A 25,009-nucleotide genomic window follows, 5' to 3' on the forward strand; every position below is an offset into this window, starting at 1 on the left:
TAGGAATTTATCCCGGTTGACTTCGCTGTCGGGCGCTCGCTAGATTTTGCGAATGCCGGCACGCGCCGGTGCACAGGGGAACAGGGAATGGGTCTGGACGTGCATGGCGCGGCGACTGGCTGCGCGCGTATTCGTGGGCGCGTGGCGCTCCGCCTTGCCACCATGGTGGCTTCGTTTTTTCTTCCTGTACTGGCGGCTCACGCGCAGTCCCAGCCGGCGTCCAGCCCGGAGGATGAGTACAAGAAGCTCATCAAGGTGAGCGAGGATATCCAGCCACTCGGGGAAACGCCCTTTGGCGAGCGAATCAGCCTGTACGACGGCAGCCTGTCGTTTGAGCAGACCGACATCTCCTTCCCCGGACAGGGGCCGACCATCACGCTCGGGCGGGTGTTCAACCTGCATACCGCGGATGAGCGTCGCGAACAGCAGTACCGGGCGTTCGGCGACTGGGACATCGACATCCCGCTGATCACGACGATCACGCCCATCAAGTCCGGCATTCGAGTTGGTTGGCTCGTAAATGCGACGAACAAGAAGGCGATCTGCAGCAGCTTCACCTTGCCGCCGAGCGTGGCCGGTATCGGAGGCGACACGACGCGGGCCGACTGGGAGCCCGACAGCTGGTGGCAGGGGTACCAGATGCACGTTCCGGGTCAGGGATCGCAGGAGCTGCTGCGCCGGTCGGCCGCCAATACCGCGGCACCTGGCGGTAACCCCGCGGCATATCCCATCGTCACCAAGCAGGACTGGTCAATCGGCTGCCTTGCGCAGACGGTCAACGATCCTGCGACGGAAGGTTTTCTGGCGATCGCTCCCGACGGCACGAAATACTACTTCAACCGCCTGTCGTACCGTTCCATGCCAGGCGTCAGCCGGCCCACCAATTCCGGCCCGGGTTTCGCGCTGGCGCGCACGGACGGCATGATGTCGCCGATGGCGGCGCTGGATGACATCCTCAATCGTGAGGAAGGGCGGATGCTTGTAACCCGTGTCGAAGATCGTTTCGGCAACGGCATCAACTACAGCTACGACGGCAACCATCACCTCACGAGCATCGACGGCGATGATCAGCGGCATGTCACGATTTCCTACGGCGCCGACGGGAATCGCATTTCCAGCATCACCATGCAAGGTGGGGCCGCTGGCACGCGAACCTGGCAGTACGCCTATACACAGGTCGGCCCGATTTACCAACTGACCACGGTGACGCAACCCGACGGATCGCGCTGGACCTATGACCTCGCGAGCTTCAATACGGCCTTCGTGGACATGCGCTTGTCAGCCGGAAATTGCAATGCGATCGGGACGCCATCGAACCTGGGTACCTCGTACACGTCCTCGATGACTCACCCATCGGGCTTGTCCGCCAGCTTCACCGTCACGCCGGTCAAGCGCGGCCGCTCATACGTGCCGCAGGAGTGCAAGGCCGGTCCCAACATGCCAGCTACGCCCAATGGTGTCGGGACGCACGCTGCCATACCGAATGCCTCGTACAGCATGGCCATCGTCCAGAAGCAGTTTTCTGGTGCCGGCATCGGCACGCAGACTTGGCAGTACGCGTACTCGCCCTCGAACGAAAGCTGGTCGATCAATTGCTCGGCGGGATGTGTGACCTCCGTTTGGACGCGGGTGCAGTACCCGGACGGCCATATGGAGCGTAGTACCTTCAGCAACCACTACGACTATAGCGAGAGCTTGTTGTTGTCGGAGGAAGTGTTCGATGGTGCGGCCGACGCCTCCCGCCGACGGAAGTTCGTGCAATACGCGTATGTAAATCCAAACCCTGCCGTGGATGGCCGCGCCGCAGCCTATCCAGCACCATGGGGATCGACTCGCGCTCGCCTGAACTCGGACCAGATGGAGAAAAAGTTCCCGATGGCCTCGCAGGTCGTGCAGATCAATGACGACCCGAGCCCAGGCGACTCATACACCTGGAATGCGGTGTCGTTCGATGCCTTCGCACGTCCGGTGGACGTGCAGCGGTACAGCAGCGCCGGCTACGGGGTCCAGGAAAGAACCAGTTTCCAGGATGACTATGCGCATTGGGTCCTTGGCTTGCCCTTGCAGACGACCAATGTGACGACAGGAGAGCAAGTCAGCCGGAACGTCTACGATGCGAATACCCTGACCCTGTCCGAGCGCTACCGTTTCGGCCGCAAGGTGATGGGCTACGCCTTCAATGCCCAAGGCCAGCTTGTCGGGTTCACGGACGGCAATAGCCACACGACGACCTTAGGCAGCTACAAGCGGGGCATACCCCAGTCGATCAGCTATCCGGACGGTACCTCGCAGTCGCTGGTGGTGGACGACCTCGGCCAGATCAGGTCGATCACGAACCAGGCCCAGGCGACCACGTCGTATGCCTACGACGCGATCGGTCGCCTGGCGAGCATCACCTATCCGGCAGGAATGAACGCCAAGGTGTTCAGCTATGGCTATATCACCAGCGCGGAGCGCGACATACCCGCCAACCACTGGCGTCGATCGGTCACCCAGGGCAACAAAGTCCAGATGACCTACTTCGATGCCATGCTGCGACCGATCATCAACGATACCTACCGAAGCGATGGTGCACTTTATACGAGTGCGCGTACCGACTATGACTGGAAGGGCCGAAAGACATTCCAGTCGTACCCTTACGATACCGCTTACGTCATTTCTTTGATGGGCTACGGCGTGCTGACCAGATACGACGCCTTAGGTCGCCCGATCCAGTCCTTCCAGCATTCCGAACTGGGCGACCTTCTGACTAAGACGGAGTACCTTGCCGGAGCGTCGAAGAGGGTTACAGATCCGAAGGGCAACGCCACCACGAGCTGGTACCAGGTATTCGACCAGCCCTCGTACGATACCGTCGTGAAGGTCCAGGCGCCGGAAGGCGTCGTACAGACGATCCAGCGCGACGTCTACGGCAACCCGCTGTCGATCACGCAGGGCGGCGCAGGACAGTCGGTGACCAAGACCATGACCTACGACGCCTGGCACCGCCTGTGCCGTACGTGGGAGCCGGAATCCGGCAGCGAGATCATGGCCTACGACGGTGCCGACAACCTGGCATGGAGCGTGTCCGGCGCGTCATTCAACCTGGCCGGCGCCTGCGGCCAGGACCAGGTCGCCGAAGAATCCAAAACCGTACGTGCTTACGACGGAATGAACCGCGTGACGTCGGTGCTCTACCCGGTCGGCACGGCGCCAAGCACCTTCACCTATGACGCCCTGGGTAATCCGGCTACCGCGACCTCGGGTAACGTGAGCTGGACCTTCGGTCACAATGCGCTGAGCCAACTCACCGCCGAAGTACTCTCGTTGGACGGCTGGATATGGGGCCTGGGCTATGGCTACGATGGGAACGGTGCATTGAGCACCGTGCGCTATCCGGACGAGGAGATCGTCGCGTACAACCCCGATGCCCGGGGCCGGCCGACGACGGTCGGGGGGTACGCCAGCGGGATCAGCTACTTCCCGGATGGCGACGTGGCTTCGTACTACATCGGGAACGGCGGCGTCTATTCGGCCGAAAAGAACGCGCGCAACCTGCTCGCCAACTTCACTTACGGCAAGGGCGGCGTGCCGACCGTAAGCGAGGATTTCACGTATGACGGCAATGGCAATGTCAGCCGGATAGATGACGTTTCGGGGAGCAACCAGCGCACCAAGGCAATGAGCTATGACGGCCTCAATCGCTTGCTGTCCGGGACGGCGAGCAATTTGTGGGGTACCGAGAGCTATACCTACGATACGCTCAACAACATTCGCACGTTGACCAACAGCAGCGGCACCAATACGTACAACTACGACGGCTCCAACCTGCTGGCCTCGATCAGCAACGGCGCCGCACCGATCCATTCCTTCCAGTACGACGGCCGCGGCAATACTGTGGCCAAGGATGGGCAGGTGCTCAATTTCGACCTCGCCAACCGGTTGACCTCGATCCCGGGCAAGGGCCAGTACACCTACGATGCCGCCGGGCGCCGCGTGAAGAAGGTCACTCCAGCAGGCACGACATACTACGCGTACAACAGCGCTGGCCAGTTGATGTGGGAGGTCGATCCCAGCACTCGGCTGGGCAGCAACTACGTATACCTGGGCAAGAAACTCATCGCGAAGTCGACCGAGAATATCGACATCCTGCATCCAAGCCAGGTAAAGACGACGCTTTCCATCCTGGGTGTGCCAAGGCTGTCGACCGATGGCTCGACGATCGACGTTACCCTGGATATCGCCAACAACGGCAACCGGCCGCTCACGTCCAACAGCCAGTACCCGGTGCAGATGGGGTACCACCTGATCGATGCGGCCGGCGCATCGACCCAGCCGGAAGCCGGGGTGAACCTGCCGGCGGATATCCCGGTAGGTGGGCATGGCTCGATCACCATACACGTGGCCGCGCCGGCCGTGCTCGGTACGGGGAAGAAGATCCGTTTCAGTCTGTTGCAGTCGGGCGTCGCCTGGTTCCAGGACTGGTCCGGAAACATAACCGCGGATGCCGGTCCGTACTCGGCCTGTCCGACGGCGGGCACCGGCAACCTGTGCAACAACGTCACGGGACTGACGCAGCAGCAGGTAAATGTCACGCTGACGATTACGAGCGCTCCCACCTTGTCGGCCGACGGTCAGAACGCGCTGACCACTGTGGACATCGCCAACCACGGCACGGTCACGCTAGCGTCAGCCTCGCCGCATCCGGTTCAGCTCGGCAATCACCTGATTGACGCTGCGGGCACACTGGTCCAGAACGACATCACGCGTGCGCCGATACCCGAGATTGCCCCGGGACAGCATGCGGCCGTCACGATCTCCACGCCCTCGTCGCTCCTGCTTGGTAGCGGGCGCCGGGTGCAGTTCGAGCTCGTGCAGGAAGGGCTGCATTGGTTCAGGGATTTCGGGTTCGCGCCACTCGTCGCCGGTCCCTATGTCACCCTCGGCGGTGCGACGAGCAGCATCACCGGCAGCTTTGCCTTGAGCTGGCAGGCCATTCCCGGTGCGACGTCATACACCCTGCAAGAGAGGCTCAACAACGGCGCATGGACGACGGTACAAAGCTCGGCCGTTACCTCCTGGTCTGCCTCGGGCCGGGGTACCGGTGCGTACGCGTACCAGGTGCAAGCCTGTGGCCCAGGCGGCTGCGCCCCCTATGGGCCGGCCTGGGCGGTGAACGTCCTGTTGCCGCCGCCGGTCCCGGGATCGATCTCGGCGTCGGCGCCGGTGGCCGGTCCGATCACGGTGAGCTGGGCCGCCAGCGCCACGGCGACCCGCTACGTGGTGAATCAGCAGTTCAATGGCGGGGCCTGGACGACGTATTACAACGCGGCGGGCACGAGCATGGTCCTGTCGCCGGCGGCGAGCGGTACGTACGTGTATCAGGTGCAGGCCTGCAATAGCAGCGGTTGCAGCGGGTTCCAGCAAAGCAACGCGGTCGCGATTACCTTGCCGCCTGCGTCCGCTCCGCCCATTTATGGCGGCGGCACCAGTAACAGTGGTACCTACGTCATCAGCTGGAATGGCGTTGCCGGGGCCACGTATTACAACTTCTATGAAAATGCCAATGGAGCGAGCTGGGTCTGGCTTGGTAGCACACTGGCAGGTTCGTGGAACATCAGCGGGAAGGAAAACGGCACCTACTACTACACTGTACAAGCGTGCAATGCGGGTGGCTGTGGGCCATGGAGCGCGCAGGCAGTGGTCAGCGTAGCGCATATCCCATCTTCGCCCGGCTGGCCGTCCGTTTCCCAGAGCGGACCTTCCTATAAGCCCGTGGTGCTCGTGAAGTGGGGGAGCGTTCTCTACGCCACGCGCTACGAACTGCAGGAGATCCTGCCGTCGGGTTACACGCAGACCGTGCAGAACAGCTCGGCTACCAGTTGGAGTTCGTTGAAGCTCTTCACAGGGACGCTGCAATACAGGTTCCGCGCGTGCAACGACGTGGGTTGCTCGGGGTGGAGTCCGACTGTGGCCATCAATCTTGTTTCGGGGGGTTGAGCCAATGACGAGGCACATGTTTCTCGGGCGAGATTCCCGCTGGCTCTTCGGGGTTTGTTTGCTCGCGATGTTTATTTTCCAGCCTGCAAATGCGGCGAAACAAGTAACCTACTATCTCACGGATGCACAAGGGTCGCCTCTGGCTGCTACGGATGCTAGTGGCACCGTGACCGCTCGATGGGATTATGATGCGAGGGGCGGATCGATTATGGATTCGCAGGAGGTTGGATATACAGGCCATCTTGTCGATGAAGATACTGACTTTATCTACATGCAAGCGCGGTACTACGACCCTTCAACAGGGAGATTCCTGAGTGTTGATCCGCTAGCGCCAAGTCCGGGACGACTTTGGGCACTGAATAGGTACACCTATTCCAATAACAACGGCTTCCGTTATACCGATCCGACCGGAGCTTGCGGCGGCAACGGCGAAGTCTCTTCGGGGGTGCAGCGAATGCGAGATGCTTCGGATGGATGTGGTCGTCAATCAACAGCGATTGGAATCGTAACCTTCTGGTCGGGAGGCGACGGAGGTGGTGGCTCAGAGGGGGCGCAACAGAGCCGAGAGCCGAGTTGCGCAGAGCGTGACGGTTGTTTGATCGCAACGGCGATGGCTAACCAGTTCGCAAAAATGGGCGCAAAAAAATTGATCGTAAACGCAATGCCTGCAGCGATACGGCCCTGGGTATCGGCCGTATCGCGTGGTCTCTCCGTTGCGGCGCGCGCGAAGGCGTGGGGAACCGTAGCGGCGGATATTAACGATCGCACTTTCAGCGCGGCAATCGAAGATATCGAGTTCAAACAGCAAAGTGAAACATTTGGACCCACGGGAAGACAGTATCAGGGCTCGCTGATCAATTGGGGAAGGCTCGATTGGGGTCCATACGACACTCCTCAGATGAGTCTGCCGGCTGGACAGGTTTACTATAATTTTGCAACCGACAACGTCGTGAACGGACCCCGCCCATGAAGCTGCCAGCAATCGTGGTTTTCATCGTTGTCCTGCTAGTGGTTGGAAGCGCGTCCGCGGAATCGCTTTCCGCGAACATAAAGTACGGTCCTTCTGCACACACTCGATCAATACTGCTGAGAGGGGATCGCGAACTGTTTCCCTATCCAGGTACGGCAACCGACAATGCTGTCCTTGCCGGATATGATGATGTAGTAGTAAGGCTATTGGGTGATCCCACGAGGCGTAGAACTGAAGGACCTGGGGCGCTTCTTGCCGCAATACAGACGCCCAACCCGCATATCGTGGGGCTCATTCTTGCCGCTGGCGTCAGTCCCAATGACGTTGATGGTGGTGGGGCAGGCGCCCTGACTTATGCCGTTGTCACGGGTGAGAATGAGACACTTTGTTTGCTCGCGGATTATGGTATTGACCTTACTGCCGGACAGCCGCCTCATCTACCAATGCTGGCCGCTCTTGCATCGAGAAATCTCGACGCTGCTCAATTTCTGGGCTTAATTGGCTATAAGCCGGGCGAAGTTGAGCGCGGCAAGCTCCAGGAGCTTGGAAAAAAACGTGGGGAGTGGAAGCTCTGGGATGCATTGCTGGCAATAGCCGCGGACGAAGAGAAGGCGGCGAGACTATGCCAGCGCATAAATGCAGTGCCGTCTCCACCGACGCGGATCCGCTAACATGTTCTTTAGGCTGATCGTACTGGCTTCGGGTGCTGTGTTTCTCGGGAGCATATCGAACGTCTTGGCAAAAGCAGATAATGCCCATGCAGCGCCGCTTTCGAGTGAATTTAGGCGAAAGGCCGACGAAGCGATGAGAATCGGTGAAGCTTCCGGACGAACACGGGCACTTGTGTCATTAATTGAAGCGGCGACAGGGGAACAGGTCCTCCGCTTTATGCCGATACTGTTTCCTCCCGAGATCACTCGTGGGCTCCAGTCAGGACGTCTTTGCGAGGATGAGCTCACCTCGTTGAGAGCCATCTACGCAAGATATCCTGCTGATGTCGACTCCGAGCCGATTTTTCTCGCTCGCGAGGGTGGCGGATTGAAGACGGCAGCGAGAGCACTTATTGAGTGCTCCGGTTCCCATTATGAGAGTGGATATCTTCGCATTCCGTGATGACAGAATGCCGCCTGGCAGCTAGGGCTAGCGTCACATTGAAAGCTCAGGCCGGTGTTGTTATAGCCATGGCAAATGGTTCAACTTTTCTTTCTAATCGCTATAGGCGATGAAAATCGCTTAGGTAGCCCCCTGGATGATGAGGACATGTATTCCTGGTTCCTGGTCGAACGACGAGCGCGCCAGGCGGGACTGCATTGCCTGTCACCTTCAACGACTCCGCGATTTTTTGTAAAGAAGCGGCTTCGCAGAATGAGGCCGTCATTCTCCGGATGTCTTAAAGTAAGATGCGTTGGCTCGGGATCGCTACACTGCAAGCCCAAGGATCGAGTCCTGCCGCCTGGTTGATACCGCATGACGAATTCAGGAGAGGCGCGATGAGAATTCTTACGGCAGAGGAGCGTTCGCTGTTGTTGCATCTGATGCGGAAAGGTGGACTGAAGCCTCCGCTCGATTCGTGGCTCGACAACCTGCGCGTCGAAAACCTGGACAGTAGCGGGAGTAGATCGGGGTTTGTTCTCATCCGGAAGGCGGATCGCGACTATGATCGACTGATCTCCGACGTCGACTTCACGGACTCGGATGGCGTCCACGTGCTCGCTTCACTGTACGTGGATAGAGAAAGCGTCCCCTACGAAGTGGAAATCTGGAAGGTCGACGACACGCCGCTACTTACGTTGCCAATGTTTCCAAATCCCTGATCGCGGGACGCCACATGGGCATCAGTCGATGCCCAGCTTCTTCAGCTTGTACCGCAACGCCCGGAACGTAATCCCCAGCTTCTTCGCCGTCGCCGTCTTGTTATAACGCGACTCTTCCAGCGCCTTGATGATCGTGTCGCGCTCGATGTTCGAGATGTAATCCTCGAGCGAGCCGTCCGCGGCAGCGACGCTGCGCGGCGCCGGTTGCGCGGCGGCCGCGGCGAGCACGGCTTCCGTTGCGGCGACGGCGGACGGTACGACGTTGCGTTGCGGCAGCATGAGGTCGTCCGCCTCGATCGTGTCGCCTTCGCACATGGCCATCGCGCGTTCGAGGATGTTCTCCAGTTCGCGCACGTTGCCGGGGAAGTGGTAAGCCTCCAGCGCGGCCAGCGCCTCGGGCTTGAGCTTGCCGGGCGCGCCGCCCGATTCCGCGGCGAGCTGGCGCAGGATGAAGTCGGCGAGGCGCGGAACGTCGCCGCGGCGTTCGCGCAGCGGCGGCACGCGCAGCTCGATCACGTTGATGCGATAGAACAGGTCCTGGCGGAACAGGCCTTGTTCGACCAGCGCGGCAAGGTTCTTGTGCGTGGCGGAAAGGATGCGCACGTCCACCGGGATCTCGTCGCGGCCGCCGATCGGGCGTACCGCTTTTTCCTGGATGGCGCGCAGCAGCTTCACCTGCATGTGCAGGGGCAGTTCGGCCACTTCGTCGAGGAAGAGCGTGCCGCCCTGGGCGGCCTGGAACAGGCCTTCCTTGTCGGCATGGGCGCCGGTGAAGCTTCCCTTGCGGTGGCCGAAGAACTCGCTCTCCATCAGCTCGGACGGGATCGCGCCGCAGTTCACCGGCACGAAGGCACCGGCCGATCGCGGGCCCATTTCGTGGATGAGGCGCGCGACCAGTTCCTTGCCCACGCCGGATTCCCCGGCGATATACACCGGCGCCTGGTTGCGGGCGAGCTTGGCGATCTTGCTGCGCACCTCGGTCATGGCCGGGGAATCGCCGATCAGGCGCTCGGCGCCGGGCGAGGTCTTGTTTCCGGTCTCGGCCTTGCGTTCTTCGGACAGGCGCAGCGCCGTGCGGACGAGGCGGCGGAGGAGCTGGATGTCCACCGGCTTCGAGACGAAGTCGAACGCGCCCGCCTTGAGGGCGTTCACGGCGGCGTCCACGTTGCCGTATGCGGTGATCATCGCCACCGGCATGTCCGGGAAGCTGGCGGCGATCAGTTCGATGATCTCCTGGCCACTGCCGTCGGGAAGCCGCATGTCGGTGAAGCACAGGTCGTAGCGCCGCGAGGCCAGTGCGCTCCGTGCTTCGCCGACGCTCCCCACGGCGTCGACGTCGAGTTCCATTCGACCGAGGGTGATGGTCAGCAACTCGCGGATGTCCCGCTCGTCGTCGATGACCAGTACGGTCTGTTTGCTCATTGGGTCCGAAAGGTTCGGTTAATGGTCCAAATGTAACCGGCCGGGCGCGATACGCAAAGGGCGCGCTTCACGCGCGTACCGCCACGGGAGCCGCTGCGGCCGTGCGCGCGGGCGGTGTGAGGCTGATACGGAAGCAGCTGCCGCCGCCGGCCACGCGCACGTACTCGAGGGCCGCCTGGTTCGCCTCGGCCATCTGCCGGGCGAGGTAAAGGCCGAGTCCCGTGCCGTACTCGTGCGTGGTGAAGAACGGCTCGAAGATCTGCGCGGCCACCTTCGGCGGGATGCCGGGGCCCCTGTCGATCACCTCGAGCGTCGGAATGCCGGCCTCGGAATGCCTCGCCACCAGCATGACCCGGGCGGGTTCCCCGGGCAGGCGGCCGTAGCGCAGGGCGTTCTGCACGAGGTTCCAGGCCACCTGCTGCAGGTGCTGGGGGTCGGCCACGGCGGTCACGGGCTCGCTGCCGGACACGGCGCGCAGGATGTCCGAGCCCAGGTCGTTGCCCTGGCGGTACTCGGTGACGAAGTGGTGTACCCACTGGCCCAGGTCGAGCGTTTCGGGGCGCGAGCGCTCGCGCCGCGAGAGCTGCAGGATGTTCTCGATGATCTCGTTGAGCCGCGAGCAATGGTTGTTGATGATCTCGACCATGCGCAGGTCGGTGTCGTTCATGTCTGTGGATTCCGCCAGCAGCTGGGCGGAATAGTGGATGGCGGCGAGGGGATTGCGGATCTCGTGGGCGATGGAGGCGGACAGCCGGCCCAGCGAGCTCAGCGTCAGCTCCTCCGCCCGGCGCGACACCAGCGAGGTGTCGTCGAGGAAGATCAATACGTGGGAATCGTCGTTCGGCGCGAGGCGGGTGAAGCGTGGCACCACTTCGGGGGTGCCATCGGCCAGCATCGTCGCGCTCTCGTCCAGCTTGCCCGACGTGCGCCAGTGGTAGAGGCGGCGCGAGAGTTCGGGGGCGAGGCTGCCCAGGTCGCGCTGGTCCGCCGACGGGTTGCCCATCAGCATCCATGCGGACTCGTTGAGCTGGTGGATGCGGTTGCCCTCGTCGACCAGCAGCACGCCGGTCTTCATGCGCCGGATGATGAGTTCGTTCACCTGGGAAAGGTTGGCCAGGTCGATGCCGCGCTGCTCGGCCAGGGCCTCGGACGCCCGGATATTGCGGCCCAGCACGTAGCAGAGCGAGGCGCAGGCGAAGTAGGCCGCGCCGAACAGGCCGTATTCGGCCAGTTCGCGGTCCGATGGATCGGGGGTGGCCAGATCGAACACCGAATGTCCCAGCATGCCCAGCGTGGCCAGCGCCGCGAAGAACATCGACAGCCGGAAAGGCAGCAGGAGCGCGCCGGTGGCGATGTTCACGGCCAGCATCATCGCCACGCCCATGCGCACGTCGTGCATGAGCACGAGGGCCAGCAGCGCCGCGGCCACGTCCAGCGTCAGGCCGATCGACACCATCAGCACCGGCCGGTGCAGGGCATGCCGGGTACGCGCCACGATCACCAGGGCCGCCAGCAGGTAGGCGAGGGCGAAGACCCGGGCGATGACGGGTTCCGGCAGCGCCGGCCAGTTCATGTGCTCCGGGCGGAACGCGAGCGCGGTGTAGACCGCGGCCTGGCCCAGCCGGAAGTAGTTGAAAAAGAACAGTTCGTGGCGCGAGGTCGCCTGGTTCGCGCTGACTCGGGCGGCGATGGTCGACGCGGGCGTGGACACCTGGATGCTTCTCCGCGGTGGGCCCCCCGGGCCCGATATGAGGGTCCAGTATAGGGGCCCCGGCACCGGCGGCAAGCCGCTCCGGAGCCGCCATCCGCGGGCGGATGGAGCACCGCCCCTTTCCATCCGGGGCGCCTTCCGGGAAAATACGCGGCCGTATTGCGTCTTTTGCGACGCGATCGATCCCCCCTCCCCGTGCAGGCCTCACGGCCGGCGCGCTTTCACACGTTTTCTCCCGTTCGCTCGAGGTATCGAATGAATTTCCACGAGTACCAGGCTAAAGAACTGTTCGCCAAGTACGGCATCGCCGTGCCGCCGGGCAAGATTGCCAACTCTCCCGACGCCGCCGTCGATGCCGCCAAGCACCTTGGCGGCACGCAGTGGATGGTGAAGGCCCAGATCCACGCAGGCGGCCGCGGCAAGGCCGGCGGCGTCAAGTTCTGCCGTAGCCTGGACGATGTCCGCGCCGCTGCCAAGGGCATGCTCGGCACGAACATGGAAACCTACCAGTCGGCCGGCCGCGCGCTGCCGGTGAACCTGGTGCTGGTCACCGACGCGACCGACATCGCGAAGGAACTGTACCTCTCGATCCTCACCGATCGCGACACCAAGTCGATCTCGTTCATCGCCTCCAAGCACGGCGGCGTCGACATCGAGCAGGTGGCCCACGACACGCCGGAAGACATCCACACCATCGTGGTGGATTACGTCGAAGGCCTGCAGCCGTACCAGTGCCGCGACCTCGGGTTCAAGATGGACCTGAATCCGAAGCAGGTGAACCAGCTCGTCAAGATCATGATGGGCCTGTACAAGCTGTTCAACGAGAAAGACCTCGCCCTGGTCGAGCTGAACCCGCTGGCGATCCTCGCCGACGGCAACCTCGCCGCCCTCGACGGCAAGGTGAACTCGGACGACAACGCCGAGTTCCGCCACGCCGACCTCGCCGCTATGCGCGACCTCACGCAGGAAGACGCCGCCGAGGCGGCCGCCGTCCAGCACAACCTCAATTACGTCACGATGGACGGCTCGATCGGCTGCATGGTCAACGGCGCCGGCCTCGCGATGGCCACGATGGACGTGATCAAGCTGGCGGGCGGCGAGCCGGCCAACTTCCTCGACGTCGGCGGCGGCGCCACCAAGGAGCGCGTCACCGAGGCGTTCAAGCTCATCCTGTCGTCCGACAAGGTCAAGGCCATCCTGGTCAATATCTTCGGCGGCATCGTGCGCTGCGACCTGATCGCCGAAGGCATCATCGCGGCCGTGAAGGAAGTGGGCCTGAAGATTCCGGTGGTCGTGCGCCTGCAGGGCACCAATGTCGAGAAGGGCCGCGAACTGCTGGCCAACTCGGGCCTGGCGATCACGCCGGCCGACGATCTCAACGATGCGGCCCAGAAGGCCGTGGCCGCAGCGGCCTGAGGAGCGAAAGCAACATGAGCGTCCTGATCAACAAGAACACCAAGGTCCTCGTCCAGGGCTTCACCGGACAGCAGGGCACCTTCCACGCCGAACAGGCGATCGACTACGGCACCAAGATCGTCGGTGGCGTCACCCCGGGCAAGGGCGGTTCCGAGCACATCGGCCTGCCGGTCTTCAACACCGTGCGCGACGCCGTGGACCAGACCGGCGCCGACGCGTCGGTGATCTTCGTGCCGCCTCCGTTCGCGGCCGATTCGATCCTCGAAGCCATCGACGGCGGCATCAAGGTCATCGTGGCGATCACCGAGGGCATCCCCGTGCTGGACATGATGCGCGTGAAGAACGTGCTGAAGTCGCACCCGGACGTCGTGCTCGTCGGTCCGAACTGCCCGGGCGTCATCACCCCGGGCGAGTGCAAGATCGGCATCATGCCGGGCCACATCCACAAGCCGGGCAAGGTCGGCATCGTCTCGCGCTCGGGCACGCTCACGTATGAAGCGGTGTTCCAGACCACGAACGAGGGCCTGGGCCAGTCCACCTGCATCGGCATCGGCGGCGACCCGATCAACGGCCTGAACTTCATCGACTGCCTGAAGCTGTTCCAGGACGATCCGCAGACCGAAGGCATCATCATGGTCGGCGAGATCGGCGGCAGCGCCGAGGAAGACGCGGCGGAGTTCATCGGCCAGTACGTGAAGAAGCCGGTGGTGTCGTTCATCGCCGGTGCGTCGGCCCCTCCGGGCAAGCGCATGGGCCACGCCGGCGCGATCATCTCCGGCGGCAAGGGCACGGCGGCGGCGAAGTTCGCCGCGCTCGAGAAGGCGGGCGTGACCACGGTCAAGTCCCCGGCCGACCTCGGCAAGACCCTCGCGGGCCTGATGAAGTAAGCCTCGCGCACTTCGGTGCATGAAGAGCCGCGGCCTTCGGGCCGCGGCTTTTTTGTTGCATGCACTTGGCCGACACATGTGGAGTGGCCGAGACATGTGAGATGGCCGATAGATGTGGGAATGGCCGACACCTGTGGGAGCCGGCTATGCCGGCGATCCCGCGGCAGCGGGCAAGCTCGCCGCGAGCACCCATCGCCGCTGAAGCGGCTCACACACAATGCCTCCGCCACTATCGAGCCATCTAGACGTCCAAACGCTTGACACGGCCATATCCAACCGTGTTACGGTGTCGCACCGCAGCAAAAAACGAGGGGTCGTCATGCGTCACCCTGAACTCGTTAATTCCCAAGCCACGCGCGTGCGCTTCGCCGTCGTGCGATGTTGTTGTTGCCGCTGATCCAGCGGCCCTAACGCTTCGCGGCCGCGCCGGGCTCGGCGCGCCTCTCTGATTCCGTTCCTTTCCATCAACGCCTCGCAGGCGTAACGGGCGTTCGCGCCCGTACACCGGCAAGCCGCTGCGATCGACCCATCGCCCTCGCAAGGGGAAGGCGATGCGGACGGGGCTTGCCCTTCTTCCACGATCAAGGGTTTTCATGAACATGTTGTCGTTGCAACGGTCGTTGCTGGCCGTCGCGGTGTTTTCCGCGTTTTCAGGGGCCGTGCTGGCGCAGTCCACCACGGGGTCCATCTATGGGCAGGTGCAGGCGAGCGAAGGCGACGTCGTCCGCGTCGTGAACGACACGGGCCTCAGCCGCGACGTACCGATCGATGCGCGAGGCCGTTACTCGGCGGCGCAACTTCCGCTGGGTACGTATACGGTGTCGGTGATCCACGCGGGCGCGACGGTGCAGAGCCGGGAGAACGTGACGCTTCGCGTCGGCTCGGGCGTCGAAGTGTCCTTCGTACAGCAGGACGTGCAAGACCTGGGTGGCGTGAACGTCTCGGCGAACGCGCTGCCGGCGATCGACGTCACGACCGTCGACTCGCGCACGGTGGTCACCTCGCAGCAGCTGGCGAGGCTTCCGTTGGGACGGAATTCGGAGGCCATCGCCCTGCTGGCGCCGGGCGCGGTGAACAACAGTGGCAGCTACACCAGCGCCACCGGCAATTCGCTGGTCTCCTTCGGCGGGTCGGCGGCGAGCGAGAACGCTTACTACGTCAACGGCTTCAACACCACCGACCCCTTGCGCGGCTTCGGCGGCATCTCGCTGCCCTACGGCGCGATCGAGCAGGAGGAGGTGTATACCGGCGGCTACAGTGCGCAGTACGGCCGTTCCGACGGCGGCGTGATCAACGTGGTCGGCAAGCGCGGCACGAATGAATGGCATGCCGGCGCACAGCTGATCTGGGAGCCGAACGGTCTCCGCGCGAAGGAAAAGGACAGCTACTACACGAACGGCCTGCCGCCACAGCCGAAGGCGGGCAAGCTCTACGCGCCGAACAGCGCCAACAGCGTGACCTCGACCACGGCCAGCCTTTACGCGGGCGGACCGCTCATCAAGGATAAGCTGTTCCTCTTCGCCGCCGCGGAGGTGGAGCGGCAGACCGGCAATACCGTGAGCAACGTGACGCAGCCGCAGTCGCCCGACCGCGATTACCGCTACCAACTGCCACGCTGGTACGCCAAGCTGGACTGGAACATCACCGATGCGAACATCCTCGAAGTGACCGGCGCCTCAGACAAGACCGAGCGCTCGGGCACGGTCTACGACTATGACTATGCGGACCGCCAGCGCGGCGAGCGGCTCTCCGGTGCCAACAACGAGAAGTTCGGCGGCGACGTGTACACGGCCAAATATACCGGTTACATCACCGACAACCTCACTATCAGCGCGCAGTACGGCAAGATGCGTACGGTGAACTACGTGGTGCCATCGGGATACAGGCCGGATGCGGTGTACATCGCGGGCCAGGATTTCCAGAATCCCGCATACACCGGCGGCGTGGCGCGGGAGAACGGGCAAACCGTGTCGTCGCTGGCGAACCCGAACCGCGGCAACGAAACGACGAACACGCGCTTCGATATCCATTACACACTGGGCGACCACACCATCACCGCGGGCATCGACAACCAGCAGGCTCGTGCGCGCGACCAGGGCACGTCGAGTTCCGGTCCTGGCTATATCTGGACCTATGGACAGGGCTCGCCGGATCTTCCCATTTCCACGGGCCTCGGCGTCGACGCGCCGGGAAACTATCCCGGCGGCGAGGAAGGCTATTACGTGGTGCGCGGCGTGTCCTCCAGCCTCGCCACCGTGCGTTCCAGCCAGAGGGCGCAGTACATCGAAGACGCGTGGCAGGTCTCCGATCGCTGGCTGCTCACGCTCGGTCTGCGCAACGACCAGTTCACCAACTACAACGCGGACAGCGAGGTCTATATCAAGCAGACCTCGCCGCAGTGGGCGCCGCGCCTCGGCTTCAGCTGGGACGTGAACGGTGACTCGACGTTCAAGGTGTACGGCAACGCGGGGCGCTATTACCTGGGCCTGCCGCTGAACCCCGCGCTCAACGCGGCGGGCGGCGCGCTATCCACCTCGCAGTACTTCACGTATACCGGCATTGCCGCCGATGGCCAGCCGACCGGCTTGACGGCAATCGCACCGGGCGTGCCGGTGTCCTCCAACAATTACTTCGGCCAGCTGCCCGATCCGAAGACGGTTGCCGCGAAAGGCATGAAGGCGGAGAACCAGGACGAATACATCCTCGGGTTCACGAAAACCTTCGGCAGCGACTGGGTCTACGGTGCCAAGCTCACCTATCGCAAGCTGCGCAATGCCATCGACGACTACTGCGACATCGATCGCATCGTCGCGAGGGGGCAGTCGCTGGGCCTGGACATCGACACCAACCAGGTGAACAGCTGCTACCTGTTCAATCCCGGCCAGGCAAACACCTTCACGCTGCTGGACACGGCCGGCAACCACGTCGAGGTGCCGGTGAGCAACAAGGAACTCGGTTTCCAGGGCCTGAAGCGCAAGTACTACAGCCTGGAGCTGCTGCTGGAACATCCGTTCGACGGCAGCTGGTACGCACGCGCCACTTACGTCTTCTCACGCAGCTACGGCAATACGGAAGGGCAGCTGCGCTCCGACCTCAACCAGACGGCCGCATCCACCAGCGAGGACTGGGACAACGCGGAGATCATGGAACATACCAATGGGCCGCAGAGCAACGATCACACGCACCAGCTCAAGGTGTTCGGCTATTGGCAGATCGCCCCGGAGTGGCTGGCGTCCGCGAACGTCAGCCTGGTGTCGGGTACGCCGCGCCATTGCCTCGGCTATTACGGACCGGATCGCAGCGACCCCGCGGGATACTCGGGCAATTACCACTATTGCGACGGCGTGCCATCGCCGCCGGGCGCACAGGGGCGGCTGCCGTGGATCCGCCAGATCGATCTTGGCGTGACCTGGAGGCCATCGTTCGGCGACGGGAAACTCGCCTTCAACGCGAACGTGTTCAACCTGCTCAACGAGCGTCGCGCGCTGCAGAAGTATCCGTATTCGGAAGCCGGTCCCGGCTTGCCTGAGCCCGCCTATGGGGTGATCACCGCGCGGCAGGAACCGCGTTACGGACGCCTGAGCGTGTCTTACGACTTCTGATGTGACGTGAGCAATACGTAGCGCGGGAGTCGCTCGGGCGACTCCCGCGCTACGCTTCCGGCGGCGGCCAGTAGCCGGCGCAGGCCGGGAATAGCCCCGGGGCCGGAGCTAAGCTTGCGGTATGGATGCGGAAAGGGGCCGGAAAGAACCCCGGATTAGGGTGCACGTCGAACCTTCTGACGTGGCCCTCCGATGACCCTGCATCAATGGACCGTGCTTTGCGACTTCGACGGCACGATCTCCGTGGAAGACGTGATCGATTCGCTGCTTGACCGCTACGGCCGGCCCGGCTGGGAAAGCCTCGAGAAAGAATGGCGGGAGGGGAAGATCGGGTCGCGGACCTGCATGAGCGGGCAGGTGGCCCTGCTCGACCTGAGCGCGGACGAACTCGACGCGCACCTCGCCGAAGTACGCATAGACCACGCTTTCCCCGCCTTCGTGGCGATGGCAAGCGAACTCGACGTTCCCATCCACGTGGTGAGCGACGGCCTGGACTATGCCATTCGCAGCATCCTCGGCGGTCACGGCATGTACGACCTGCCGGTATCGGCGAACCATCTCGCGCCCGGCCCGTCGCGCACGTCCTGGCGATTGACCTCGCCCTTCGAGGCGAAGGGTTGCGCCAGCGGCACCTGCAAGTGCGCCTGCCTGATGCGGAGCCACGCCGACGGCGTGCGCAAGACGCTATTGATCGGCGACGGCGCCTCGGACTTCTGTGTGGCCGACCATGTCGACTTCGTCTTTGCGAAGCACCGCCTGATCGAGCACTGCCGTGCGGCAGGCATTCCCTACATACCCATCACCGGGTTCGAGGACGTGCTCGCTTTGTTGCCCCTGTTGCTCGACGGCAGCCTCACCGGCGAGCCGGCGCTGCCCGTTCCCCAAGACATTCCCGCCTGATCCCGGAAGAGCCACGATGAACCTGTTCGAAAAAACCACGTCGATAGTGGTCGACGACGCGCAACTGCTCGCCGACGAGGCGCTGTACAGCTCTTTCGGCGACACGGTGCATTACGTCGACCCGCCGAAGATCTTCCGCCGCTGCGAAGGCAGCTGGATGTACGACAGCGCGGAGGTGCCCTTCCTCGACCTGCAGATGTGGTATTCCGCGGTCAATTTCGGTTACGGGAATCCCCGCCTCAACGACGCGCTCAAGCGCCAGATCGACATCCTGCCGCAGGTGGCCAGCCAGTACCTGCACCAGAGCCGCATCGAGCTGGCCAAGACGATCGCGCTCGACGTGGAAGGCAAGTTCGGTCGCAAGGGACGCGTGCACTTCAACGTCGGCGGTGCGCAGGCGATCGAGGATTCGCTGAAGATCGTGCGCAACGCCAGCCAGGGGAAGAGCCTGATGTTCGCCTTCGAGGGCGGATACCATGGCCGTACCCTGGGCGCCTCGTCCATCACCTCCAGCTACCGCTACCGCCGGCGCTTCGGGCACTTCGGCGAGCGCGCCATGTTCATTCCGTTCCCGTATCCGTTCCGCCGTCCCAAGGGCATGACGCCGGAGGAATATTCCGATGCCTGCGTGCGCCAGTTCGAGCGCCTCTTCGAGACGGAATACAACGGCGTATGGGACCCGAAGGTGAACCAGGCCGAATACGCCGCCTTCTACGTGGAGCCGATCCAGGGCACTGGCGGTTACGTGATCCCGCCGCCGAATTTCTTCCGCGACCTGAAGAAGGTGCTGGACCGTTACGGCATCCTGATGGTGGTGGACGAGATCCAGATGGGTTTCTGGCGCACCGGAAAGCTGTGGTCCATCGAGCACTTCGGCCTGACGCCGGACGTGCTGGTGTTCGGCAAGGCGCTGACCAACGGTCTCAATCCGCTGTCGGGCCTGTGGGCACGCGAGGAGCTGATCAATCCGACGGTATTCCCGCCGGGCTCGACGCATTCCACGTTCAACTCGAACCCGCTCGGCACCGCGCTTGGCCTCGAAGTCATCCGGATGGGTTACGAACTGGACTACGCCACCAGTGTGCCCGCCAAGGGGGCGCACTTCCTCGACGGCCTGCGCGACCTGCAGAAGCGCCATAAGGAAATCGGCGATGTCGACGGCCTCGGCCTGGCGCTGCGCGCGGAGATCTGCACGGAAGACGGCTTCACGCCCAACAAGGAACTGCTGGACCGGATGGTGGACATCGGTCTGGCCGGCGACCTCGAGCACAACGGAAAGAAGATCGGCCTCGTGCTCGATGTGGGTGGCTGGTACAAGAACGTCATCACGCTGGCGCCGTCGCTGGACATCACCCACGAGGAAATCGACCTCGCGATCTCGCTGCTGGACCAGTTGCTGACCCGGGCGAAGCGCGGCTGAGCGTACCGGGCGGACGTGAGGACGCATCCTGAACAGGGCGCTGCCGGAAGCAGCGCCGCGCCTGCCTGCACCGCCCTCGAGCCGCCGGCGCTGGTGGAGCATTTCCTGGCGCATCCGCCGGCGGGTTTCACGGCTCGCCGTTCGCCCTCGGGCCTGCCGACGTTTCTCGCCTCCTTCGACCTGCTGACGACCGCGGACGATTCGCTGCGCAGGCGGATCGCCCGGTTGCCGCTGTACCGGTTCTGGGGGCGGCTGCTGCGTTGGCGCACGCGCTTCATCGGCTGCACCGTGACCGAATACGCGCCCGTGCCAGCGCACCCGGAGCCCGCCGCGCTCGCCGAAGAAGTGCTCGCCCTGCACGGGCGAGAGCGTGCGTTGCTCGTCGTGAAAGACTTGCCGGAGGAGGTGTCGCCGCTGCTGGATGCCGCGGCGAATGCACGGGCCGGCGCCTTCGCCGCCGCACTCGAGGCGCGCGGCTTCGTGCTGCTCGACGGCATGGACCTGGCGTGGCTGCCGGTCGACTTCGGCTCGGTCGAGGAGTACCTCGCCCGCCTGTCGGCGGCCCGGCGCAAGAATATCCGGCGCAAGCTCCGCTCCCGCGAACAACTGGACGTGGAGGCACTGCCGACCGGTGACGCGTACTTCTCACAACCTTCGGCGCTGGACGAATGCTATGCGCTCTACCGCAATGTGCACGCGCAAAGCGAGATCCAGTTCGACCTGCTGGACAAGGCATTCATCGCGGCGCTGCTTCGCGACGGCGCGAGCGCGGGCATCGTCTTCATGTACCGCGCCGGTGGACGCCTGATCGGCTGGAACCTCTGCTACGAATTCGCGGGCATGCTCGTCGACAAGTACATCGGCTTCGTCTATCCGCAGGCGCGCGACCACAACCTGTACACGGTGAGCTGGATGCATAACCTTGAATATGCGCGCCAGCGCGGCCTGACCCACTACGTCGCGGGCTGGACCGATCCGCAGGTCAAGACGCAGCTCGGTGCACGGCTGAGCCATACGCGACATGCGGTCTACCTGCGCAATCCGCTTTTGCGCGCCTGCTTTCGCCGCATCGCACATCGTTTCGAGGCCGGGCCGGTCTCCGCGAACGGCACGGAGCCGGGCCAATGAACGCGCCGGTCGTGCTCGACATCGACAGCTCGGTGGGAGCGCTCGCCGGAGCGCGTGTGCTGGCTCTGGGACAATGGCAGGAAACGTTGCGTTTCGGCTGCTCCGTGCATTCACTCTCGCGCTTCGGCCGCCTGCTCGACGGCCTGCTGCCGGAAGAGCATGGCACGGTCATGCTGGGTAGTGGCGACTTCCACCACCTGAGTTGGCCGCTGATTGCGCGTTTGCCCGCCGACCGCCCGTTCCAGGTGGTCGTGCTGGATAATCATCCGGACAACATGCGTTTTCCGTTTGGCGTGCACTGCGGTTCGTGGGTGCGCCGGGTGGCGCGCCTGCCCCAGGTCAGCCATGTGCATGTGGTTGGCATCACCTCGTCCGACATCGGCCCGGCCCATGCCTGGGAGAACTACCGCAGGCCCCTGCGCGCCGAGCGCCTGACGTACTGGAGCACCGGCGTCGACATCGCATGGGCCACGCGAGCCGGGCTCGGCCACGCATTCCGCGGTTTCGACACGGTCGCCGATCTCGTCGAAGCCTTCTGCCGCCACCAGTCGGCGCACCCGCAGCCGGCCTATCTTTCCATCGACAAGGATGTGTTTTCCCAGGCGGTCGTCCGCACCAACTGGGACCAGGGCCAGCTGCGGCTCGACCAGGCAGTCGCCGTCATCGACAGCCTGCGCAGCGGGCTGGTGGGCAGCGACATTACCGGCGAGATTTCCGTCTATCGCTACCGCAGCTGGTGGAAACGGCGGCTGTCGGCCATGGACGCCCAGCCGGAGTTCGACAAGCAGGACGTGGGCCCGTGGCAGGCGCAGCAACATGCGCTCAACGAGGCACTGCTCGAGGCGATCGGCAGACGCGCAGGGGGCCAGCGCTAAGCGCGCACGTTCGCGAGCACGCCTTCGAGAACCGCGGCAATCCGTTCGAACGTGGCATCCTCGAGCCATGGACTGTTGGTGAGCGTGAGCGTGCATCGCGCGAAGTCGCGCGCGTTTGGCATCGGCTCTTGCGGTACGCGGTCCGCCAGGTAGGCATAGTCCGGAAGAGCGTGCACGAACATCCGGCTGACCCCCACGCCCGCTGTCCAGAGCCGGGCAAGCGCGGCGTTCCTGCGTGCCTCGTCCGGCAGGCGCAGCAGCAGGACGGGCCAGCTGCCTTCGGCACCCTCGCCGGGCACGAACACGTGGAGCCCGGGGATGGCTTGCAAGCGGGCCACGCGTTGGCCGGCACGGACGCGGCGCTCGGCGAGGAAACCTGGCCAACGGGCCGCCGCGCGGGTACCCACGCCCTGTCGCCAGCGTCCCACGCGATGGATCGGAATATCCCCTCCGAAGCGGTCGCCGACCGCACCGACGGGATCGTCCTGGCGGAGCCGCCGCCGTAGCGGGAGACCATACGCCAGGGCCAGGCCAGGTGGCCGATACAGCAGGGCGAGCGCGGCCAGTTCCGCGCTCCGGCGCAGCTCCCACCAGCCGTCGCGCGGCGCCATCGCGTCGTGCGTGCGCCGCAAGGCTTCGCGCAACGAAGGATCGCGGGCCGCCAGCAGGCCGCCCTCGTAGATCGACAACCCCTTGCCTGCGGCCAGGCTGAAGAATCCCGCGTCGCCGCGGAGGCCGACGCTCCGGCCGCGATCAGATGCGCCCAGCGCCTGGGCGGCATCCTCGATGACGAACGCGCCTTGCCGCCAGGCGATATCGCATGCCGTGTCGACGTCCGCGACGAGGCCTGCCAGGTGCGTGGGAACGACGGCCAGGGTGTCGTCGCGGCAGGCATCCGCCAGGGCCTCCGGCGCCATGTCGAAATGCCCGGGGCGCGTATCGCACAGCCGCAGGCGCAAGCCGAGGCGGTGCACCGCTATGGCCACGAGTGGGCAGGTGTACGCAGGCACCACCACGACACGCCGTTGCGGTGCCCTTTCGCTCAACGTACGCAGGGCCACCATCAGCGCGACCGTGCCGGAACAGGTCAGCAGAAGGGACGGTATGCCGAGCTGCGCAGCCATCGTCCCGGCCAGGCCGCCCCGCCGCGGCAGCAGGTCGGCGATGCGCAGCGGCAGCCCGGCGGTCGGCGGAACTTCGTGGAGGGCCCGGCCGCGCACGCCACTCAGCCCGGCGTGCCGGGCAGTGCCGGGTGCGCATCCCGCTCGGCCGCGCCGAGGCAGATGATGCCGGCGACGATGAGGACGGCACCCGCTACGCGCGCCAGGTTCAGGGGTTCGTGCAGCAACCACACCGACAGCAGCATCACGCTCACCATCTCCAGGTGCGAGGCGGCGAACGCCGGCCCGATCGGCGCATGTTTTAGAAGGCTCATCCAGGTGAAGAACGCGCCCACGTAGCCGGCCAGCGCGCCGTAGATCCAGGGCTGCCCGAACACGCGCAGCAGCCAGGCCAGATCCGCCGACACCGGCAGTGCGTGATTGCCGGCCAGCTTGAAGGAAAGCTGCGCCAGCGTGTCGAAGGCCATCAGCAGCAGGAAACCGAACAGGTAGAAGCGCCTCATCCGCCGGCTCCCACGATGGCCACGCCCACGCTGACCAGGACGATGCCAAGGACACGCAGGCGCGTGAGCTTCTCGTCGAAGAGCAGCCGTCCCGCGAGCATCACCGCCACGATATTGATCGAACCCAGCAGCACGCCTTCCGACAACGGCACGAGCGACAGGAAGGCAATCCACGCGAGGAATTCCACCGCATAGCAGCCGATGCCGAGCCACAGCCAGGGGCGCGCGGCCATGTGACGCCAGCGCGCCAGTCCGTCGCCTGCGTGCGGATCGCCCGCCGCGGCCTTGAAGGCCAGTTGCCCGACGGTGTCGAACAGCATGTTCGCCAGCCATAAGGCGAGGGTCGCCGGTGCCATCGCCATGGTCTCAGCGCCTGTTTGCGAATGCGGGCGGTGCGTCCGCGCCGAATCGGACGATGACGCGCTGGCCCACGCGTGGAGCCTGCGTGCCGTCGAAGGCGAGCACGCACTCGGCGCTGCGGCTGTTGGCACGGAGCTGGGGATCGTCTTCCAGCGCTGATGTTCCAACCATTGCGCCTATCCGCAACACGTGGGCGTGCCACGGCGGCGCACCGGGCGAGGCGTCGGCGGTGACCAGTGCCGGCATGCCCGGCCGCACGGCGTCCAGGTATGCCTCGCTCAGGTCGGCGCGCACGATCCGGGGGGTGCTCGGCAATAGCACGAACAGCGCGCCCGACTGCGGGGATACGCTCGCGCCCGGCTGTGCGGTCACGCGCAGCACATCGGCGTCCGCGGGCGCGTGCAGCGTCAGCTGGGTCAGCTCGAAGCGGGCGCTGGCCAGTTTCTGCGCGGCCTCGTCCACCCCCGCGCGGGCGGCGTCGCGTTGCGCGGCGAGCTCGGTGGCCGCGTCACGGGCGTCGTCGGCGCCGGGACCGTCGCCGGCACCGGCGCGATCGGCTTCGGCGAGGCGCCGCGAACGCGTCTTCGCGGCGGCCAGCCTGCCGTCGAGCAGGGACAGCTGCGCCCTTGCCTGGTCGAGCGCGGCCTGCGCCGCAGCGATGGCGAGCCGGGCGGCTTGCGGATCCAGGGATGCGAGCGGCTGGCCACGCCGTACGTGCTCGCCCTCGTGCACGCTCACCTCGGCCAGCATGCCCTCGCGCGGCATGGCCAGGCGAAGCAGGCCGCCCTCGACGTCGATGCTGCCGCGTGCGACGGCTGCATACGACGGCCGCGGCGCGGCGACCGCGACGTCGTCCTGCCGCGTGCACGCGCCAAGGAACAGGGATGCCAGGAGCACGGCA

At 64.4% G+C, this 25,009-nt stretch carries 17 protein-coding genes; 11 read left to right on the forward strand and 6 right to left on the reverse strand.

Annotated features, from left to right (window positions below):
• Nucleotides 1–87: 87 nt before the first annotated feature.
• The 4 genes from ACR9ZH_RS00465 to ACR9ZH_RS00480 all read left to right on the forward strand — a co-directional run bounded on the left by ACR9ZH_RS00465 (nt 88) and on the right by ACR9ZH_RS00480 (nt 8,763).
• Nucleotides 88–5,979, forward strand: a complete 5,892-nt coding sequence (locus ACR9ZH_RS00465) for a hypothetical protein (RefSeq protein ID WP_481288788.1) — start codon at nt 88–90, stop codon at nt 5,977–5,979.
• A gap of 16 nt (nt 5,980–5,995) precedes the next feature.
• Complete coding sequence (locus ACR9ZH_RS00470) at nt 5,996–6,949, forward strand: RHS repeat domain-containing protein (protein ID WP_481288789.1); 954 nt, start codon at nt 5,996–5,998, stop codon at nt 6,947–6,949.
• The gene (locus tag ACR9ZH_RS00475) at nt 6,946–7,620 is read left to right on the forward strand and encodes an ankyrin repeat domain-containing protein (protein ID WP_481288790.1); all 675 of its coding nucleotides are present in this window, start codon (nt 6,946–6,948) and stop codon (nt 7,618–7,620) included. Before ACR9ZH_RS00470 ends, ACR9ZH_RS00475 begins: the two co-directional genes overlap by 4 nt.
• Nucleotides 7,621–8,439: 819 nt before the next feature.
• Entirely contained in the window at nt 8,440–8,763 is a 324-nt protein-coding gene (locus ACR9ZH_RS00480) for a DUF6984 family protein (protein ID WP_481288791.1), read from the forward strand.
• Between the two features lie 21 nt (nt 8,764–8,784).
• On the opposite strand, the gene ACR9ZH_RS00485 is transcribed toward ACR9ZH_RS00480, so the two are convergent.
• Both ACR9ZH_RS00485 and ACR9ZH_RS00490 read right to left on the reverse strand, forming a co-directional pair.
• The gene (locus ACR9ZH_RS00485) at nt 8,785–10,185 is read right to left on the reverse strand and encodes a sigma-54-dependent transcriptional regulator (RefSeq protein WP_481288792.1); all 1,401 of its coding nucleotides are present in this window, start codon (nt 10,183–10,185) and stop codon (nt 8,785–8,787) included.
• A gap of 67 nt (nt 10,186–10,252) precedes the next feature.
• Entirely contained in the window at nt 10,253–11,896 is a 1,644-nt protein-coding gene (locus ACR9ZH_RS00490) for a sensor histidine kinase (RefSeq protein WP_481288793.1), read from the reverse strand.
• Between the two features lie 255 nt (nt 11,897–12,151).
• Between ACR9ZH_RS00490 and sucC the strand changes: the two genes are divergently transcribed.
• The 7 genes from sucC to ACR9ZH_RS00525 all read left to right on the forward strand — a co-directional run bounded on the left by sucC (nt 12,152) and on the right by ACR9ZH_RS00525 (nt 22,124).
• On the forward strand, nt 12,152–13,312 hold the full coding sequence (gene sucC / locus ACR9ZH_RS00495) for an ADP-forming succinate--CoA ligase subunit beta (RefSeq protein ID WP_481288794.1): 1,161 nt from the start codon (nt 12,152–12,154) through the stop codon (nt 13,310–13,312).
• Between the two features lie 14 nt (nt 13,313–13,326).
• Nucleotides 13,327–14,199 (forward strand): succinate--CoA ligase subunit alpha, encoded by an 873-nt coding sequence (gene sucD, locus ACR9ZH_RS00500; protein WP_166700972.1) that lies wholly within the window; start codon nt 13,327–13,329, stop codon nt 14,197–14,199.
• A gap of 593 nt (nt 14,200–14,792) precedes the next feature.
• Nucleotides 14,793–17,801, forward strand: coding sequence for a TonB-dependent receptor (locus ACR9ZH_RS00505; RefSeq protein ID WP_481288795.1), 3,009 nt, complete (start codon nt 14,793–14,795; stop codon nt 17,799–17,801).
• A gap of 192 nt (nt 17,802–17,993) precedes the next feature.
• A complete protein-coding gene (locus ACR9ZH_RS00510; RefSeq protein ID WP_481288796.1) occupies nt 17,994–18,701 on the forward strand; it encodes an MtnX-like HAD-IB family phosphatase in 708 nt (235 codons plus the stop codon).
• A gap of 16 nt (nt 18,702–18,717) precedes the next feature.
• Nucleotides 18,718–20,121 carry an aspartate aminotransferase family protein gene (locus ACR9ZH_RS00515; RefSeq protein ID WP_481288797.1) on the forward strand — a complete coding sequence of 468 codons (1,404 nt, stop codon included), beginning with the start codon at nt 18,718–18,720 and terminating at the stop codon, nt 20,119–20,121.
• A gap of 15 nt (nt 20,122–20,136) precedes the next feature.
• Nucleotides 20,137–21,249: a GNAT family N-acetyltransferase gene (locus ACR9ZH_RS00520; RefSeq protein ID WP_481288798.1), complete on the forward strand. Its 1,113-nt coding sequence runs from the start codon at nt 20,137–20,139 to the stop codon at nt 21,247–21,249.
• On the forward strand, nt 21,246–22,124 hold the full coding sequence (locus ACR9ZH_RS00525; RefSeq protein WP_481288799.1) for an arginase family protein: 879 nt from the start codon (nt 21,246–21,248) through the stop codon (nt 22,122–22,124). Before ACR9ZH_RS00520 ends, ACR9ZH_RS00525 begins: the two co-directional genes overlap by 4 nt.
• On the opposite strand, the gene ACR9ZH_RS00530 is transcribed toward ACR9ZH_RS00525, so the two are convergent.
• Genes ACR9ZH_RS00530 through ACR9ZH_RS00545 form a run of 4 tightly spaced genes read right to left on the reverse strand, consistent with a single transcriptional unit; the run spans nt 22,121 to nt 25,005 of the window.
• On the reverse strand, nt 22,121–23,344 hold the full coding sequence (locus ACR9ZH_RS00530) for a DegT/DnrJ/EryC1/StrS family aminotransferase (RefSeq protein WP_481288800.1): 1,224 nt from the start codon (nt 23,342–23,344) through the stop codon (nt 22,121–22,123). The two genes, ACR9ZH_RS00525 and ACR9ZH_RS00530, sit on opposite strands and share 4 nt — an antisense overlap.
• Before the next feature lie 5 nt (nt 23,345–23,349).
• Entirely contained in the window at nt 23,350–23,748 is a 399-nt protein-coding gene (locus ACR9ZH_RS00535) for a DMT family transporter (protein WP_481288801.1), read from the reverse strand.
• On the reverse strand, nt 23,745–24,104 hold the full coding sequence (locus ACR9ZH_RS00540) for an EamA family transporter (RefSeq protein ID WP_481288862.1): 360 nt from the start codon (nt 24,102–24,104) through the stop codon (nt 23,745–23,747). The genes ACR9ZH_RS00535 and ACR9ZH_RS00540 overlap by 4 nt, the downstream gene beginning before the upstream one ends.
• Before the next feature lie 10 nt (nt 24,105–24,114).
• Nucleotides 24,115–25,005 (reverse strand): efflux RND transporter periplasmic adaptor subunit, encoded by an 891-nt coding sequence (locus ACR9ZH_RS00545; protein ID WP_481288802.1) that lies wholly within the window; start codon nt 25,003–25,005, stop codon nt 24,115–24,117.
• Nucleotides 25,006–25,009 lie beyond the last annotated feature (4 nt).

The sequence above is a fragment of the Luteibacter sp. SVR4-7G genome, assembly GCF_056755555.1.